Below are 15,304 nucleotides of genomic sequence, written 5' to 3'. Positions count from 1 at the left end.
TGCTGATCCTAGATGTACGTTTTCACGCTTGGCCGTTTCATCAACAACCCTCGAACGAGATGCTTTGAAATGGCAGTTTCACGAAGAAATGTCCTGATCGGCGCTGGCGTTGGCGCCGGTGTCATCGCCGCTGGTGGCTCGGCTTCCCTGCTGAGCGACGGCCTGCCGAAAGACCCGGATTCGCTGGTGCGCGTCGATGCGTTGCCACGTGACGATTCATCCCCAGGCTGGTTCCACACCAGCCGCGTGCGCCAGCCCAAAGCGCCACTGATCGGTGATGACCAGGCCCCATGGGTAGTGATCGGCGCCGGCTTCACCGGCCTGGCCGCAGCCCGCCAGCTGGCCCTGAACTTCCCGCAGGACCGGGTGATCCTGGTCGAAGCGCAGCAAGTCGGCTTCGGCACCTCTGGTCGCAACGCGGGCTTTCTGATCGACGTGCCCCACGACATCGGCGCGCCGGACTACATCGGCGACAAGACCATTGCCAAGAGCATCCTGCAGCTTAACCAGCGCGGCCAAGGCATCCTTCGCGACCTGGTGGCCGAGCACAACATCGTGGACGCTCACCTGCGCCACTCCGGCAAATACCAGGCCGCCATCGAGGACAAGGGCATTGCGGTGCTCAACGCCTACCGTGGTGGCCTCGAAGCCTTGGGCGAAAAGGTCGAGCTGATCGAAGGCAACGAGCTGAAGGACCACATCGGCACCTCGTACTACCGCAAGGCGCTGTTCACCCCGGGCACCATGCTGGTTCAGCCGTCGGCACTGGTGAAAGGCCTGGCCGACAGCCTGCCGGAAAACGTGGTGCTGTACGAAGACACGGTGATCACCGCAGTCGACTACGGCCAGAAGACCGTGTTGCATCACCCGACCGGTCGTATCACCGCCGACAAGCTGATCCTCGGCAACAACCACTTCGGGCAGCATTTCGGCTTCCTGGAAAACCGCATGCTGCCGATCTTCACCTACGGCAGCCTGACCCGCCCACTGACCCCGGCCGAACAGGCCAGCATCGGTGGCCATGAGTTCTGGGGCGTGATCCCGGCCGACCCGTTCGGCTCGACCCTGCGTCGCACCCACGACAACCGCATCCTGGTGCGCAACAGCTTCAGCTTCAACCCCGACGGGCGCAGCAAGGACGGTTACACCGACAAGGTCCGTGTCGCCCACCGCCAGTCGTTCGAACGCCGCTTCCCGACGCTCACCGACGTGCCGTTCGAGCACACCTGGGGCGGCGGCCTGGGCATGACCCGCAACGGCGCCGGCTTCTTCGGCGAGCTGCGCCCGAACGTGTACGGCGCACTGGCCTGCAACGGCCTGGGTACCGTGCGTGGCACCGCCACCGGCACCCTGCTGGCGAACCTGCTGGCGGGCAAGTCCGAGCCACTGACCGAGTTCCTGCTGGCGGCACCCAAGCCAAACTGGAACCCGCCACAGCCTGCCCTGTCGATCGGTGTCAACTTCACCCTGCGCACCGGCCAGGCCAAAGCCGGCCTCGAAGCCTGATGGCACCCGGGCTGGCGCCAGCGCGCCAGCCCGGGCCCTGCATTTCACCCAAGGAGCACACCATGGGCATTTTTGACTGGAAACACTGGATCGTCCTGCTGGCCGTCGTGGTCCTGGTCTTCGGCACCAAGAAGCTGAAGAACCTCGGCAGCGACCTGGGCGAATCGATCAAGGGCTTTCGCAAAGCCATGAACGACGAAGACAGCAAACCGCTGGATCAGGCCACGCCGCTGGCCCAACAGGCCAACGCTGCGCAGGGCAAAGACTGAACGATGTTCGGAATCAGCTTCAGTGAACTGTTACTGGTCGGCCTGATCGCCCTGCTGGTACTTGGCCCCGAGCGGCTGCCCGGTGCCGCGCGCACGGCGGGCCTGTGGGTCGGGCGGCTCAAGCGCAGCCTCAATAGCATCAAGCTGGAAGTGGAACGTGAAATCGACGCAGACCACATCCGCCGACCGCCTGCTGCCGCCACGCCGGCGCCGCCTCTCGAATCCTCCGAACCGCCCAAACCGCCGCGAGCCCCATGAGCGAATACCTGCAACACGACCAGCCGATGCCGCTGGTTTCGCACCTGACCGAGTTGCGCACCCGCCTGCTGCGCTGCGTTGCCGTCGTATTCCTGATCTTTGCCGGGTTGTTCTCCTTCGCCCAGCAGATCTACACCCTGGTCTCGGCGCCTCTGCGTGACCACTTGCCGGCCAACGCCACGATGATCGCCACCGACGTGGCCTCGCCGTTCCTCACGCCGTTCAAGCTGACCATGATCGTGTCGCTGTTCCTGGCGATCCCGTTCATCCTGCAACAGGTCTGGGGCTTTATCGCGCCCGGGCTGTACCGCCACGAAAAGCGCATTGCCCTGGCGCTGCTGGTATCGAGCATCTTCCTGTTCTATGCCGGCATGGCCTTTGCCTATTGCCTGGTGTTCCCGCTGATCTTCGGCTTCTTCGCCAGCGCAACTCCGGAAGGCGTGTCGATGATGACTGACATCGCCAGCTACCTCGATTTCGTGATGACGCTGTTCTTCGCCTTTGGCGTGGCCTTCGAAATCCCGGTGGCGGTGGTGCTGCTGGTGTGGATTGGCGTGGTCGACGTGAAGTACCTGAAGCAGATCCGGCCTTATGTGGTGATTGGTTGCTTCGTGGTCGGCATGGTTCTGACGCCGCCGGATATCTTCTCCCAGACCCTGCTGGCGGTGCCTATGTGGCTGTTGTTCGAGGCTGGTGTGCTGTGCAGCGGCTTGATCCGCAAGCGTGGTGAAGGGGTATGACAGGAGGGGGCAATAAAACGCAGGCATAAAAAAAAGGCCTTAAGGCCTCTTCTTTTTTGATCCCGGCGACGCACCGAGGATCGAATTTGGAGCGGGAAACGAGACTCGAACTCGCGACCCCGACCTTGGCAAGGTCGTGCTCTACCAACTGAGCTATTCCCGCGTCGTGATGGGTGCCATTCTAGCGATTTCTAAAACAGCGTCAACCCCTTGATTCAAAAAACTTTTATTTTTGTTCCGAGCTTTCGCGCAGGTGCGGCCAGGCAGCCAGCAGGTAGTGCGCCATCGACCACAACGTCAGCCCCGCTGCCACCAGCAACAACGCATAACCCAGGATCACCCAGAAGGTCATCGCCGGCGGGTTGGCCAGCAGGATCACCAGCGCCAGCATCTGTGCCGCGGTCTTCCACTTGCCCAGGTTGGACACCGCCACATGCGCCCGCGCGCCCAGCTCAGCCATCCACTCGCGCAGTGCCGACACCACGATTTCACGGCCAATGATGACTGCCGCCGGCAGCGTCAGCCAGAAGTTGGCGTGGGTCTGCACCAGCAGCACCAGGGCCACTGCCACCATCAGTTTGTCGGCCACCGGGTCCAGGAAGGCGCCGAACGGCGTGCTCTGCTGCAGGCGACGCGCCAGGTAGCCGTCCAGCCAGTCGGTGGCGGCGGCTACGGCAAACACACTGCTGGCGGCCATATAGCTCCAGTGATAGGGCATATAGAACAGCAGGATGAAGATCGGGATGAGCAGGACGCGTAGAACGGTGAGCAGGTTTGGAATATTCATCGGTACGACTGGCTGCAAGTTGAGCCCGGCATTCTACTCGCTATGCAGGCTGGCATAAATCGACTCGGCAAGCTTTTTACTGATGCCGGGGGCTTTGGCAATTTCATCGATACTGGCGCGGTTGAGCTCCTGCAGCCCGCCGAAGTGTTTCAGCAGGTCGCGTCGACGCTTCGGCCCTACCCCGGCCACGTCCTCCAGGCTGGACACCCGGCGGGCCTTGCCACGACGGGCACGGTGGCCGGTGATGGCAAAACGGTGGGCTTCGTCGCGGATCTGCTGGATCAGGTGCAGGGCCGGTGAGTCGCCTTTGAGGGTGAACTCGTGGTGCACGTCGTTCAGGTACAGGGTTTCAAAGCCGGCCTTGCGGGTAACGCCTTTGGCCACGCCGAGCAGGGTCAGATCGGTGAAACCCAGCTCCTGCATCACGTCGCGGGCCATGTTCAACTGGCCCTTGCCGCCGTCTACCAACAGCACGTCAGGCAGCTTGCCCTCACCGTCCTTGATACGCCCATAACGGCGGGTCAGGGCCTGGTGCATGGCGGCGTAATCGTCACCGCCGGTGACGCCCTCGATGTTGAAGCGGCGATAGTCGGACTTCAATGGGCCTTCGGGGCCGAATACCACGCAACTGGCCACCGTGGCTTCACCGCTGGAATGGCTGATGTCGTAGCATTCCAGGCGCTGCGGCACTTCGTCCAGGCCCAGCACTTCAGCCAGGGCCTCGAAGCGCGCGGCCATGTGCTGGCGGTTGGCCAAGCGGGCATTAAGCGCCTGTTCGGCATTGGTTACCGCCAGTTGCTGCCAGCGGGCGCGGGTGCCACGCACCCGGTGGCTGATGGTCAGCTCGCGGCCACGCAGTGTGTGCAGGGCCTCGGTGATGGCGTCGAAGTCTTCGTGCACCACGTTGACGATCAGTTCGCCAGGCAATTCGCGTTCGGCGTTGCCCAGGTAGTACTGGGACAGGAACGCCGCCATCACCTCGGCCACCTCCTCTTCAATACCAACCTGCGGGAAGAAGTTCTTGCTGCCCAGCACCCGACCGCCGCGCACGCTGATCAGGTGCACACAAGCACCACCGGGGTTGACGAAGGCGGCGATGACGTCGACGTCGCCGCTGCCACCCTCGATGTATTGCTGGTCCTGCACACGGCGCAACAGGGCGATCTGGTCGCGCAACTCGGCGGCCTTCTCGAAATTGAGGGCCATGGCGGCCGTTTCCATCTCGGCATTCAGCTCGTTGCCCAGTTGCTGGCTGCGGCCTTCAAGGAACATGACCGAGTGGCGCACATCTTCAGCGTACTCCTCAGCGGTTACCAGGTCGGTACAGGGCGCCTTGCAGCGCTTGATCTGGTATTGCAGGCACGGCCGGGTGCGGTTGGCGTAGTAGCTGTCTTCGCACTGGCGCACCGAAAACGCTTTTTGCAGCAGGCTGAGGCTTTCACGGATGGCGCCCGCGCTGGGGTAGGGGCCAAAGTAACGGCCCTTGGCCTTTTTCGCCCCACGGTGAATGCCCAGCCGCGGGAACTCGCCGTCGGACAGGAACACGTAGGGGTAGGATTTGTCGTCGCGCAACAGGATGTTGTACGGCGGACGCCATTCCTTGATCAGGTTCTGTTCCAGCAACAACGCCTCGGTTTCGTTGGCGGTGATGGTGGTTTCGACCTGGGCGATACGGGCTACCAGCGCGGCGGTCTTGGGCGCCAGGCCGGTCTTGCGGAAATAGCTGGCCAGGCGCTTCTTCAGGTTCTTGGCCTTGCCCACATAAAGCAGCCGGGCTTCGCCGTCGAACATCCGGTAAACGCCCGGGCGACCGCTGCAGGTCGACAGGAATGCGCTGGCATCAAACACTTGGGACATGAGGTTTTACAGGCTTGCGTCAACCATGCCGTGGCGAACGGCCAGCAAGGTCAGTTCGACGTCGCTGGTGACCGAGAGTTTTTCAAAGATCCGATAACGGTAAGTATTGACGGTCTTGGGCGAGAGGCACAACTTGTCGGAGATGATCTGCACTTTCTGGCAGCCGACAATCATCAGGGCAATCTGGATTTCCCGTTCCGACAACGCGTCGAACGGCGAGCCCTGCGGCTGGAACGGTTTCAGTGCCAGCTGCTGGGCGATTTGCGGGCTGATGTAGCGCTGGCCGGCAAACGCCAGGCGGATGGCCTGGACCATTTCGTCCAGGCCTGCGCCCTTGGTCAGGTAGCCGGCCGCGCCGGCCTGCAGCAAGCGCGTTGGGAACGGGTCCTCTTCGCACACGGTCACGGCGACAACCTTGATGTCCGGGTGGCTGCGCAGCAACTTGCGGGTGGCCTCCAGGCCACCGATGCCGGGCATCTTCACATCCATCAGCACCACGTCCGGTTTCAGCTCGCGGGCCAGCTTGAGCGCGGATTCGCCCGAATCACCCTCACCCACCACCTGCAGGCCATCGATGTCGGCCAGCATGCGGGTAATACCGGTTCGTACCAGATCGTGATCGTCGACCACTAAGACCCTAATCAAGCACACACCTCGTTAACAGGGCGATTGGATCCCGCCACCTTAACAAAATTTTTCACGGTGGGCCTAACGCATTGCTTCCGTAAGAAAGGTCTGACGTTCAACGGTGACAGGCCTCACTGTTTGCCTCGGCTTTCTATCGCTACTCAAGCGGCCCAACAGGTGCCAGAGGGCCAACTGGTCGTCCACCGGCAACTGCCGGAAGGCGCCCAGCAAATCCGACTCGTCCTGGCTGAGCCCCTCCAGCGGGACCGGCATGCGAATGCCGCTAAGCACGTACAGTGCATCTACCCCCCTGGCTGCCAGTGCGGCCAGGTAATCGACCCGTGGGGTACGCTCGCCACTTTCGTACTTGCCCTGGGCGTTGGGTTCTACCCCGCCGATATCGCCAAACACGCGCTGGGTCATGCCCAGGCGCTCACGCTCTTCCCGTAGCCGCGGACCAAATCCGTTCATCGTGGGCGTCTCCTTATCCCTGATCACGCTCATTCGCTGCCGCCCATCCGCAGGCGACCTGGCTTCACTATGCCCATGCGTTCCGGTCGCGACAAGCCATCATTACGCTATTAGCCAATCATGCGCTGCATGCGCACGAAGCAGTCGTCCTCGCCCATTTCGACAAAACCATGGCGCTGGTACAACAGGCGGGCCGGGTTGCTGCGAAAAACCATCAGCCGCAGCAACGGCAGGCGCCGCTGCCCCGCCCATTCGGCCAACGCCTCCAATACCCAACTGCCGACACCGCGCCCGCGATGCTCGGGCAAAAGGTGCAGTTCGCGGATGAACAATGCCTGGCGGTCCTGGCTGAGGCTGCAGAAACCCAGCAGGGTGTCGCTTTCAGTCACTAGCCACTGCTCGCGCCAGCCCCAGGCTTCGTCAAACGCCTCCTCGATCCACAGCAGGTCATATTCGCGGTAATACGGCAGCATGGCGCGGCGGGTGAGGTCGCGAGCGAAGGTGCAGTGGCTGTCGTTGGCGGGGGTTAATTGTAGTGGCATCAGGACGGCTCTTGGGTTTGGCAGGTCCGGCCCTATCGCCGGCAAGCCAGCTCCCACAGGGACCGCGCAAGACTCAACAGTAGTGCAGTACCTGTGGGAGCTGGCTTGCCGGCGATAGGGCCGGTAGAACCAGTATCAATCATCAGGCATAACACACGGGCGAACTACCGGGCCCACGCCTGTCCAGCTCATTTTCCAGCCAATCGGCCAACACCCGGGCATTGTTGTGCTCGGTATCCTTGCCGGCATAAAGCAGGGTCAGCGAGCCCTTTGCGGCCAGGTCCAGCAGCGGGTACCAGTACTCGGGGTGGGCAGCCAGTTCTTGCTGGTAACGCCGGGTAAAACCGGCAAAGTCGACCTCACCCTCATGAAACGCCTTACGCAAATCATTCGAAGGCGCCACTTCGCGCAACCACTGCCCATGCAAGTCTTCCTTGCGCTTGTTACGCGGCCACAGGCGGTCGACCAGCACGCGCTGGCCATCGTCGCCGGTGACCGCATCGTAGACACGCTTGCAGCGGATCATGGGTTTCTCCTGGGTTTACCGTCCGTCTTGAGCCTAGATAATTCATTGATCGAGGTCACGGTCGGGTTACGAATTGTTTCTATGCTCAAGGCCTTCGGCAACTTGCCCAATGCCAACCGGAGCCACCATGGCAACCCCGTCACTGGCCAGCCAGCCGCACCTGGCCCAACGCGACGCCCGCCCGCAACTTGCGCACAAGCCTGGGCGCGCCACACTCGTGTTGTTCTTCGGCCTGCTGCTGGCCGGTATCGCCTACACCGCCTGGAGCCTGAAACAGGATGTGAGCGCCAGCGGCACGGTGATCACTACGGTCACGCCGTTTCTGCTATTGGGCCTGGCATTGTTGATTGCCCTGGGCTTCGAGTTCGTCAATGGCTTCCATGACACCGCCAATGCGGTGGCTACCGTGATCTATACCAACGCGCTGCCGGCCCCGGTCGCGGTGGTGTGGTCCGGGCTGTGCAACTTCCTTGGCGTACTGCTTTCCAGCGGCGCGGTCGCGTTCGGCATCATCGCCCTGCTGCCGGTAGAACTGATACTACAGGTCGGTTCCTCGGCCGGCTTCGCGATGGTCTTCGCCCTGCTGCTGGCGGCGATCATCTGGAACCTCGGCACCTGGTGGCTGGGCTTGCCAGCGTCATCTTCGCACACGCTGATCGGCTCGATCATCGGCGTGGGCGTGGCCAATGCGCTGATGCACGGGCGTGACGGCACCAGCGGCGTGGACTGGGCACAGGCCAGCAAAGTCGGCTATGCCCTGCTGTTTTCGCCGCTGATCGGCTTCGCCTGCGCCGCCCTGTTACTGCTGGCGCTGCGTGCACTGGTCAAGCGCAAAGCGTTGTACCAGGCGCCGGAAGGCCGCACGCCACCGCCGTGGTGGATCCGCGGCGTGCTGATACTGACATGCACCGGGGTGTCGTTTGCCCATGGCTCCAACGATGGCCAGAAAGGCATGGGCCTGATCATGCTGATTCTGGTGGGCACCCTGCCGATGGCGTATGCGCTGAACAAAACCATGCCGAACGAGCAGGCCCGGCAGTTTTCTGCCGTGGCCGAGGTGACCCGCCAGGCGCTGGTGCGCAGTGACCCGCAGGTGTCCCCGGCCGACCCGCGCCAGGTACTGACGCTGTTCATTGCCAAGCCCAAGGCCAGCCCGCAACTGGTGCCGGCGCTGGCTGCGCTGACCGGGATGATCGGCGAACAGGTCGAAGGCTACGGCTCGCTCAAGCGCGTGCCGGCCGAGGCCATGGCCAACGTGCGCAATGACATGTACCTGACCAGCGAAGCCATCCGCCTGATCGAAAAAAACCGGCTGGTAGCATTCGATGCCGACACACGTAGCCATGTGCAGCTGTTCAAGACCCAGCTGGATGACGCCACCCGCTATATCCCGCTATGGGTGAAGGTGGCCGTGGCCATCGCACTGGGATTGGGGACCATGGTTGGCTGGCGGCGCATCGTGGTGACCGTGGGCGAGAAGATTGGCAAGACGCACTTGAGCTATGCACAAGGTGCTTCGGCGGAGGTCGTTGCCATGTGCACCATTGGCGCAGCGGACATGTTCGGCTTGCCGGTCTCGACCACCCACGTGCTGAGTTCGGGGGTGGCCGGCACCATGGTGGCCAATGGCTCGGGGATTCAGAAGCGCACATTATTCAATTTGCTGATGGCCTGGGTACTCACCCTGCCAGCGGCAATGCTGTTGGCCGGGAGCCTGTACTGGCTGCTGAACCACATTTTCTGATTTCAAGTTCTGTGTTGCTTGTACTGGCCCTATCGCCGGCAAGCCAGCTCCCACAGGAACTGCACAGGGGCTGAGGCCTGAGGTTTACCTGTGGGAGCTGGCTTGCCGGCGATAGGGCCCACAAAGCCAACATCAGCCCGGAATTTTAAGCCCACGCTGCACCGCCGGCCGCTCAAGGAACCTGGCCAGCACCCGCTGCACTTCCTTGAACTGGTCGAACCCCACCAGCTCACGCGCGTTGTAGCGCTCCACCAGGTTGCGCACCCACGGGAAGATCGCGATATCGGCAATGCTGTACTCGTCCACCATCCACTCCCGACCTTGCAAATGCCGGTCCAGCACGCCCAGCAGGCGTTTGGACTCATTCACATAGCGGTCACGCGGACGTTTGTCCTCGTATTCCTTGCCCGCAAAGAAATGGAAGAACCCGACCTGGCCAAACATCGGCCCGATACCGCCCATCTGGAACATCAGCCACTGCAATGTCTGGTAGCGCTGGGCAGGGTCCTGGCTCAACAGTTGCCCGCTCTTCTCCGCCAGGTACTGCAAGATCGCCCCCGACTCGAACAACGGCAGCGGCTGCCCGCCCGGCCCATTGGGGTCGAGGATGGCCGGGATCTTGTTGTTGGCGCTGAGCGAGATGAACTCGGGGCTTAGCTGGTCATCGTTGTCGAAGCTGACCTTGTGCGGCTCGTAGGCCAGGCCGATTTCTTCGAGCATGATCGACACCTTGACGCCGTTGGGCGTTGGCAGCGAATACAGTTGCAGCAGTTCGGGGTGTTTGGCGGGCCACTTGCGGGTGATGGGGAAAGCACTGAGATCGGTCATGATCAACCTTGCCTGGGGAATGAACCTGTCACTTTAGAGACATCCCCGGCCGCTGACCATCACCGACCGCCCATCAGCGCTGCCCGCTCAGGCCTGGCCATGGGCCTTGAGCTTGAGCTTTTCGGTATCGACGCGGACGAACACCGAGTCGGCCGTCACAGTCAGCACATCACCGGCCCACACTTCGCAGATCACCCGGCTCTTGCGCCCTACTTCGCCCTCCACTCGGGCCTTGAGCACCAGCTCGATGCCCATCGGCGTGGGTTTCAGGTAGGTCAGGTTCAACGTGCCCGTCACACAGTCGATACGCGGCTGGCTGCCCGGCTCGCGGCCTTCGTGGCGGTAGTGGTAGGCCATGGCTGTCCAGTTGGAGTGGCAATCGACCAGCATCGCCAGCAGGCCGCCGTACACCAGGCCTGGCCAGCCGATAAAGGTGCTGTCCGGGGCATGGCGGCACACCAGGTGGATGCCGTCGTTGTCCCAATGGCTTTGCAGGTGCAGGCCGCTGGGGTGGGAGCAACCGCAGCCGTAGCAGGTGCCTTCTGGCGCCGCGAGGGCCTGGAGGGAAAGGGGTTGGTCGTTCATACGCTTCCTGTGCTTATAGATATGGGGGCGCGCAACGCCCCCATTAAAGCAGAAACATCAGGCGGTCTGGGCAACCACCTTGGCGCGCCGCTGGGCCAGCGAAACCAGCAGGATGAACGCGGTTACACCGGCGGTCATCAGCGTTTCATAGCGATAGGCATCACTGAACAGCATGTAGCCCAGCACCATGGCGATAGTGCCGATCACCAGCCAGGTCAGGTACGGGAACAGCCACATCTTCAGTTCCAGCGGGCGCCCTTCGCGTTCGGCGCGGGCACGCATGCGCAGTTGCGACACGGCAATGACCAGGTACACCAGCAAGGCAATGGCGCCCGTAGTGGACAACAGGAAGCCGAAGACCTTACCGGGGAACACATAGTTGACAAAGCAACCGGCAAAGCCTGCCAGGGTGGAGAAGATGACCGCCACGGTCGGCACGCCAGAACCGGAAATGCGCTTGGTCACGCTCAACGCCTGGCCACGCGCGCCCAGCGAATAGAGCATGCGCGAGGCGGTGTACAGGCCCGAGTTCATGCAGCTGGTCACGGCCACCAGCACCACCAGGTCGACCAGCAGCTTGGCGCCCGGCACGTTAAGCACTTCCAGTACGCGCTGGAACGAACCAACCGCTTTCAGCTGCGGGTCGTTCCAGGCCACCAGCGACACCACCAGGAAGATCGACGCCAGGTAGAAGATGGCGATGCGGTAAACCACAAGGTTTGTGGCACGGCGGATCTTGTCTTTCGGGTTGGCGGTTTCGTCAGCAGCAATGGTGACGATTTCGGCACCGAAGAACGAGAAGATGGTAATCAGCACGCCACCCAGCACGGTACCAAAGCCGTTGGGCATGAAGCCGCCGTTGTCCCACAGCCGGCTGACGCCGGACACCTCGGCCAGCGGCCAGAAGCCGAACACCGCCAGGGTGCAGACACCGATGAAACCGATGATCGCCACCACCTTGACCAGGGCGAACCAGTACTCGAAGGCACCAAAGTTTTTCACGCTGACCAGGTTGGTACCCGACAGCACCAACATGATCAGGAAGGCGAACAGCCAGGACGGCACGCCAGGGAAGTAGGCATGCAGGATATCGGCGCCAGCAATGGCCTCTACTGGAATGATCAGCACCCAGAACCACCAGTACAGCCAGCCGATGGTAAAGCCCGCCCAGGGGCCGATGGCCTCGGAGGCGTAGGTGGAGAACGAGCCGCTGTTGGGGTTGGCGATGGCCATTTCACCGAGCATGCGCATCACCAGCAGCACCAGCAGGCCGGTCATGGCATAGGAGATGAGGATGGCCGGGCCGGCGGTGGCAATGGCGTTGGAAGAGCCGATGAACAAGCCAGCACCGATGATGCCGGCAATGGAAATCATGGACACCTGACGCGAGGTCAGGCCGTGCTGCAGGGAACGTTGTTTCTTGTTGTCTTGCGAAGCCATGAAGAACCCTCGAATGGGTCGGCCGCGGCATGGCGGCTGAAGGTCGGAGCAGATTTCTTATTAATTTCTGATACGTGTTGTTGTTGTTTTGCAGATGCCGGAAGCGGGTACTGACCTCCTCTTCGCATGACCGGTTGTAATCATTGATCCAGGTCAGTATTAATCTATAGGCCGGGGTCAACAAACGACCTTTTCGAACCACATGATTCCGTTTCAGAATGAACTCCTTCCTTTTTTGCTCGGTATTTGCCCGTCATGTCCAAACGCCTGATGCCTTCGACCACCGCCCTTCAGTGCTTCGAAGCGGCTGCCCGCCACCTCAGTTTCACCCGCGCGGCCCAGGAACTGCACCTGACCCAGAGCGCCGTCAGCAAGCAGGTGGCGCAGCTTGAAGACATGCTCTCGCACTCGCTGTTCCAGCGCATTCGCCGGCGCCTGCACCTGACCCCGGCCGGCGCGCTGTACCTCACCGAAGTGAACAAGATCCTCACCCAGATCGACATTTCCAGCCGCTACATCCTCAGCTACGGCGACGAAACCGAAGTGCTGCGCATTGCCACCCAGCCCACCTTCGGCGCACGCTGGCTGGTGCCCAAACTCAAGGGTTTCGGCGACCGTTACCCCCGTATCCACCTGGACGTACGCAACGAACTGGAGCCATTCGACCTGGTGCAGGCCAAGGCCGACATCGCATTCTTCTTCGGCCAGGGCACCTGGCCCGGGGCAACCTGTATCGAGCTGTTCAGCGAAGAAGTGGTGCCGGTGTGCAGCCCGCAGTTGCTGGCCAACCACCGTTTCGACAGCGCCCAGGCGCTGACCGAGCACCGCCTGCTGCAGTGCGTGTCGCGGCCGGAGGCCTGGCATGAATGGTTCCTCGGGCTGGGCTTGCACAGCCAGAACAGCTACCACGGGCCGCGCTTCGACACGTTCTACCTGTGCATCCGCGCGGCCATCGCCGGCTGCGGCATTGCCCTGATTCCGCGCTATCTGGTGGCCGAAGAACTGAGCGAGGGCAAGCTGGTGGTGGCCTGGGACCACCCGGTGGCGAGCAATGGCCGGCACTTCATTGCCCATGCCGAGCATGCCGCCGAAGTGCCCAAGATCCGGGCCTTTGTGCAGTGGATTCGGGAGCGGGTGGCTGAGGGGAATTGAGTTAGCCTGTACCGGCCTCTTCGCGGGCTTGCCCGCTCCCACAGGATCACCGCAAGTTCGAACACTGTGCAGTACCTGTGGGAGCGGGCAAGCCCGCGAAGAGGCCGGCACAGGAAACACAAAATATCGGCCAGATCACGAATCCATGGAATGACCGCAATCGAATAATTCGTTTGCGGAATAACCCGTCAACACGCTTGGATAATAAGAAACTCGAACAAGGTCCCGCGTGCCCATGAACCAGGAAAGTATCAGCCAGTCCATTGCCATCGTTCACCCGATCACACTTTCCCATGGCCGCAATGCCGAAGTCTGGGACACTGACGGCAAACGCTACATCGACTTCGTCGGCGGTATCGGCGTACTCAACCTGGGCCACTGCAACCCGGCCGTGGTCGAGGCCATCCAGGCCCAGGCCACCCGCCTCACCCACTACGCCTTCAACGCAGCCCCCCACGGCCCGTACCTGGCGCTGATGGAGCAACTGAGCCAGTTCGTACCGGTCAGCTACCCGCTGGCCGGCATGCTCACCAACAGCGGCGCGGAAGCGGCGGAAAACGCCCTGAAAGTGGCCCGTGGCGCTACCGGCAAGCGCGCCGTCATCGCCTTCGACGGCGGCTTCCACGGCCGCACCCTGGCTACCCTGAACCTCAACGGCAAGGTCGCCCCGTACAAGCAACGGGTCGGCGAACTGCCCGGGCCGGTGTACCACCTGCCCTACCCCAGCGCCGACACCGGGGTGACCTGCGAACAGGCACTCAAGGCCATGGACCGCCTGTTCAGCGTCGAGTTGGCAGTGGAAGACGTGGCCGCGTTCATTTTCGAGCCGGTACAAGGCGAAGGCGGCTTCCTCGCCCTCGACCCGGTCTTTGCCCAGGCCCTGCGCCGTTTCTGCGACGAACACGGCATCCTGATCATCATCGACGAAATCCAGTCGGGCTTCGGCCGCACCGGCCAGCGCTTCGCCTTCCCTCGTCTGGGCATCGAGCCCGACCTGCTGCTGTTGGCCAAGAGCATTGCCGGCGGCATGCCGCTGGGTGCAGTGGTGGGGCGCAAGGAATTGATGGCGTCGCTGCCCAAGGGCGGCCTGGGGGGTACCTATTCGGGCAACCCGATTGCCTGTGCGGCGGCGCTGGCCAGCCTGGCGCAGATGACCGACGAAAACGTCGCTACCTGGGGTGAGCGCCAGGAGCAGGCCATTGTCAGCCGCCACCAGCGCTGGAAAGCTTCGGGCCTGTGCCCTTACATCGGCCGCCTGACCGGCGTGGGCGCCATGCGCGGCATCGAGTTCGTCAATGCCGATGGCAGCCCGGCCCCGGCGCAACTGGCCAAGGTCATGGAAGCGGCGCGGGCCAAAGGCCTGCTGCTGATGCCGAGCGGCAAGGCGCGGCACATCATCCGCCTGCTGGCACCACTGACCATTGAGGCCCAGGTGCTCGAAGAAGGGCTGGATATCCTCGAGCAGTGCCTGGCGGAGTTGAACTGAGCGTTACAGGCCCAGTTCTGCCGGGGTAAGCATGTCGGACTCGAAGGCAATCCAGCCGCCTTCGAGTTCGGCGTGGCCGTTGACGATCGGGCCGTAGTAGGTCAGGCCGTTCTCCAGGGTCACGCAGATGTGCGTGGCATTCTTTTCAGGTGCCGCGAGCGTACCGACGAAATGCACCTTCTTCAGGGTTTCGGTCACCGCCTCCAGGCCAACGCGCATGTTGGGGTTTTCCGAGGCCTCGGTATCGCCCCCGCGGTCTTCGGCGCTGATGGTGACGGTGGCGATGTACGGGTACTTGGTGCTCAAGCGGGGTTACCTCAGTGGGTGTTTGGCGGATGGGGGCGTAGAGTACGGCAGGCGGTCTCGGTTGTCTCTACCGGCCTCTTCGCGGGCACGCCCGCTCCCACAGGGATAGCACATTGCCTGTGGGAGCGGGCGCGCCCGCGAAGAGGCCAGCCCTGCAAAAGGTGATCTGCTGGCCCCGAT

17 protein-coding genes and 1 tRNA gene are annotated in these 15,304 nt (G+C 62.5%); 7 read left to right on the top strand and 11 right to left on the bottom strand.

The features are described 5' to 3' along the window. The first annotated feature begins 183 nt into the window (after positions 1-183). From ACFY9W_RS08065 to tatC, 4 genes are all read left to right on the top strand, one after another. Complete coding sequence (locus tag ACFY9W_RS08065) at positions 184-1,506, top strand: FAD-dependent oxidoreductase (protein WP_391128256.1); 1,323 nt, start codon at positions 184-186, stop codon at positions 1,504-1,506. 62 nt (positions 1,507-1,568) lie between these two features. Further along, positions 1,569-1,775 carry a twin-arginine translocase TatA/TatE family subunit gene (locus ACFY9W_RS08060; protein WP_391128131.1) on the top strand — a complete coding sequence of 69 codons (207 nt, stop codon included), beginning with the start codon at positions 1,569-1,571 and terminating at the stop codon, positions 1,773-1,775. Between the two features lie 3 nt (positions 1,776-1,778). Continuing rightward, the gene (tatB, locus tag ACFY9W_RS08055) at positions 1,779-2,033 is read left to right on the top strand and encodes a Sec-independent protein translocase protein TatB (protein ID WP_391128128.1); all 255 of its coding nucleotides are present in this window, start codon (positions 1,779-1,781) and stop codon (positions 2,031-2,033) included. Further along, entirely contained in the window at positions 2,030-2,773 is a 744-nt protein-coding gene (gene tatC / locus ACFY9W_RS08050) for a twin-arginine translocase subunit TatC (RefSeq protein ID WP_391128125.1), read from the top strand. The genes tatB and tatC overlap by 4 nt, the downstream gene beginning before the upstream one ends. A gap of 87 nt (positions 2,774-2,860) precedes the next feature. Here the strand turns inward: tatC and ACFY9W_RS08045 are convergent. The 7 genes from ACFY9W_RS08045 to ACFY9W_RS08015 form a co-directional block, all read right to left on the bottom strand. After that, a tRNA-Gly gene (locus tag ACFY9W_RS08045) sits at positions 2,861-2,936 on the bottom strand. Positions 2,937-2,999: 63 nt separating this feature from the next. Then, positions 3,000-3,560 carry a CDP-diacylglycerol--glycerol-3-phosphate 3-phosphatidyltransferase gene (gene pgsA / locus ACFY9W_RS08040; protein WP_391128122.1) on the bottom strand — a complete coding sequence of 187 codons (561 nt, stop codon included), beginning with the start codon at positions 3,558-3,560 and terminating at the stop codon, positions 3,000-3,002. A 33-nt stretch (positions 3,561-3,593) separates the two neighbouring features. Then, on the bottom strand, positions 3,594-5,417 hold the full coding sequence (gene uvrC / locus ACFY9W_RS08035) for an excinuclease ABC subunit UvrC (protein ID WP_391128119.1): 1,824 nt from the start codon (positions 5,415-5,417) through the stop codon (positions 3,594-3,596). Positions 5,418-5,423: 6 nt separating this feature from the next. Continuing rightward, the gene (gene uvrY, locus ACFY9W_RS08030) at positions 5,424-6,062 is read right to left on the bottom strand and encodes a UvrY/SirA/GacA family response regulator transcription factor (protein ID WP_003251380.1); all 639 of its coding nucleotides are present in this window, start codon (positions 6,060-6,062) and stop codon (positions 5,424-5,426) included. A 63-nt stretch (positions 6,063-6,125) separates the two neighbouring features. Beyond that, entirely contained in the window at positions 6,126-6,515 is a 390-nt protein-coding gene (locus tag ACFY9W_RS08025; protein WP_391128114.1) for a helix-turn-helix domain-containing protein, read from the bottom strand. 110 nt (positions 6,516-6,625) lie between these two features. Continuing rightward, on the bottom strand, positions 6,626-7,057 hold the full coding sequence (locus tag ACFY9W_RS08020; protein ID WP_391128111.1) for a GNAT family N-acetyltransferase: 432 nt from the start codon (positions 7,055-7,057) through the stop codon (positions 6,626-6,628). A 142-nt stretch (positions 7,058-7,199) separates the two neighbouring features. Then, on the bottom strand, positions 7,200-7,583 hold the full coding sequence (locus ACFY9W_RS08015) for a DUF488 family protein (RefSeq protein WP_391128108.1): 384 nt from the start codon (positions 7,581-7,583) through the stop codon (positions 7,200-7,202). Positions 7,584-7,710: 127 nt separating this feature from the next. On the opposite strand from ACFY9W_RS08015, the gene ACFY9W_RS08010 reads away from it, so the two are divergent. Continuing rightward, entirely contained in the window at positions 7,711-9,327 is a 1,617-nt protein-coding gene (locus ACFY9W_RS08010; protein WP_391128105.1) for an inorganic phosphate transporter, read from the top strand. 132 nt (positions 9,328-9,459) lie between these two features. Here the strand turns inward: ACFY9W_RS08010 and ACFY9W_RS08005 are convergent, their stop codons facing one another. From ACFY9W_RS08005 to ACFY9W_RS07995, 3 genes are all read right to left on the bottom strand, one after another. Continuing rightward, positions 9,460-10,155: a glutathione S-transferase N-terminal domain-containing protein gene (locus ACFY9W_RS08005; RefSeq protein WP_391128102.1), complete on the bottom strand. Its 696-nt coding sequence runs from the start codon at positions 10,153-10,155 to the stop codon at positions 9,460-9,462. A gap of 87 nt (positions 10,156-10,242) precedes the next feature. Continuing rightward, positions 10,243-10,740: a hotdog domain-containing protein gene (locus ACFY9W_RS08000; RefSeq protein WP_391128099.1), complete on the bottom strand. Its 498-nt coding sequence runs from the start codon at positions 10,738-10,740 to the stop codon at positions 10,243-10,245. Between the two features lie 57 nt (positions 10,741-10,797). Beyond that, complete coding sequence (locus tag ACFY9W_RS07995; RefSeq protein WP_391128097.1) at positions 10,798-12,180, bottom strand: amino acid permease; 1,383 nt, start codon at positions 12,178-12,180, stop codon at positions 10,798-10,800. Between the two features lie 255 nt (positions 12,181-12,435). Here ACFY9W_RS07995 and ACFY9W_RS07990 point away from each other — a divergent pair, with 255 nt between their 5' ends. Then, entirely contained in the window at positions 12,436-13,332 is an 897-nt protein-coding gene (locus tag ACFY9W_RS07990; protein WP_391128095.1) for a LysR substrate-binding domain-containing protein, read from the top strand. A gap of 235 nt (positions 13,333-13,567) precedes the next feature. Then, on the top strand, positions 13,568-14,818 hold the full coding sequence (locus ACFY9W_RS07985) for an aminotransferase class III-fold pyridoxal phosphate-dependent enzyme (protein ID WP_391128092.1): 1,251 nt from the start codon (positions 13,568-13,570) through the stop codon (positions 14,816-14,818). 3 nt (positions 14,819-14,821) lie between these two features. Here the strand turns inward: ACFY9W_RS07985 and ACFY9W_RS07980 are convergent, their stop codons facing one another. Continuing rightward, a complete protein-coding gene (locus ACFY9W_RS07980; protein ID WP_201199645.1) occupies positions 14,822-15,124 on the bottom strand; it encodes a hypothetical protein in 303 nt (100 codons plus the stop codon). Positions 15,125-15,304: the final 180 nt, after the last annotated feature.

The sequence above is a fragment of the Pseudomonas sp. NPDC008258 genome, from assembly GCF_042956345.1.
GTDB lineage: Bacteria > Pseudomonadota > Gammaproteobacteria > Pseudomonadales > Pseudomonadaceae > Aquipseudomonas.
This window is presented reverse-complemented; position numbering and strand designations above follow the sequence as displayed.

Coding starts and splice junctions, on each gene's coding strand:
- ACFY9W_RS08060 (WP_391128131.1), top strand. CDS start 1,569: ATGGGCATTTTTGACTGGAAACACTGGATCGTCCTGCTGGCCGTCGTG.
- tatB (WP_391128128.1), top strand. CDS start 1,779: ATGTTCGGAATCAGCTTCAGTGAACTGTTACTGGTCGGCCTGATCGCC.
- tatC (WP_391128125.1), top strand. CDS start 2,030: ATGAGCGAATACCTGCAACACGACCAGCCGATGCCGCTGGTTTCGCAC.
- pgsA (WP_391128122.1), bottom strand. CDS start 3,560: ATGAATATTCCAAACCTGCTCACCGTTCTACGCGTCCTGCTCATCCCG.
- uvrC (WP_391128119.1), bottom strand. CDS start 5,417: ATGTCCCAAGTGTTTGATGCCAGCGCATTCCTGTCGACCTGCAGCGGT.
- ACFY9W_RS08025 (WP_391128114.1), bottom strand. CDS start 6,515: ATGAACGGATTTGGTCCGCGGCTACGGGAAGAGCGTGAGCGCCTGGGC.
- ACFY9W_RS08020 (WP_391128111.1), bottom strand. CDS start 7,057: ATGCCACTACAATTAACCCCCGCCAACGACAGCCACTGCACCTTCGCT.
- ACFY9W_RS08015 (WP_391128108.1), bottom strand. CDS start 7,583: ATGATCCGCTGCAAGCGTGTCTACGATGCGGTCACCGGCGACGATGGC.
- ACFY9W_RS08010 (WP_391128105.1), top strand. CDS start 7,711: ATGGCAACCCCGTCACTGGCCAGCCAGCCGCACCTGGCCCAACGCGAC.
- ACFY9W_RS08005 (WP_391128102.1), bottom strand. CDS start 10,155: ATGACCGATCTCAGTGCTTTCCCCATCACCCGCAAGTGGCCCGCCAAA.
- ACFY9W_RS08000 (WP_391128099.1), bottom strand. CDS start 10,740: ATGAACGACCAACCCCTTTCCCTCCAGGCCCTCGCGGCGCCAGAAGGC.
- ACFY9W_RS07995 (WP_391128097.1), bottom strand. CDS start 12,180: ATGGCTTCGCAAGACAACAAGAAACAACGTTCCCTGCAGCACGGCCTG.
- ACFY9W_RS07990 (WP_391128095.1), top strand. CDS start 12,436: ATGTCCAAACGCCTGATGCCTTCGACCACCGCCCTTCAGTGCTTCGAA.
- ACFY9W_RS07985 (WP_391128092.1), top strand. CDS start 13,568: ATGAACCAGGAAAGTATCAGCCAGTCCATTGCCATCGTTCACCCGATC.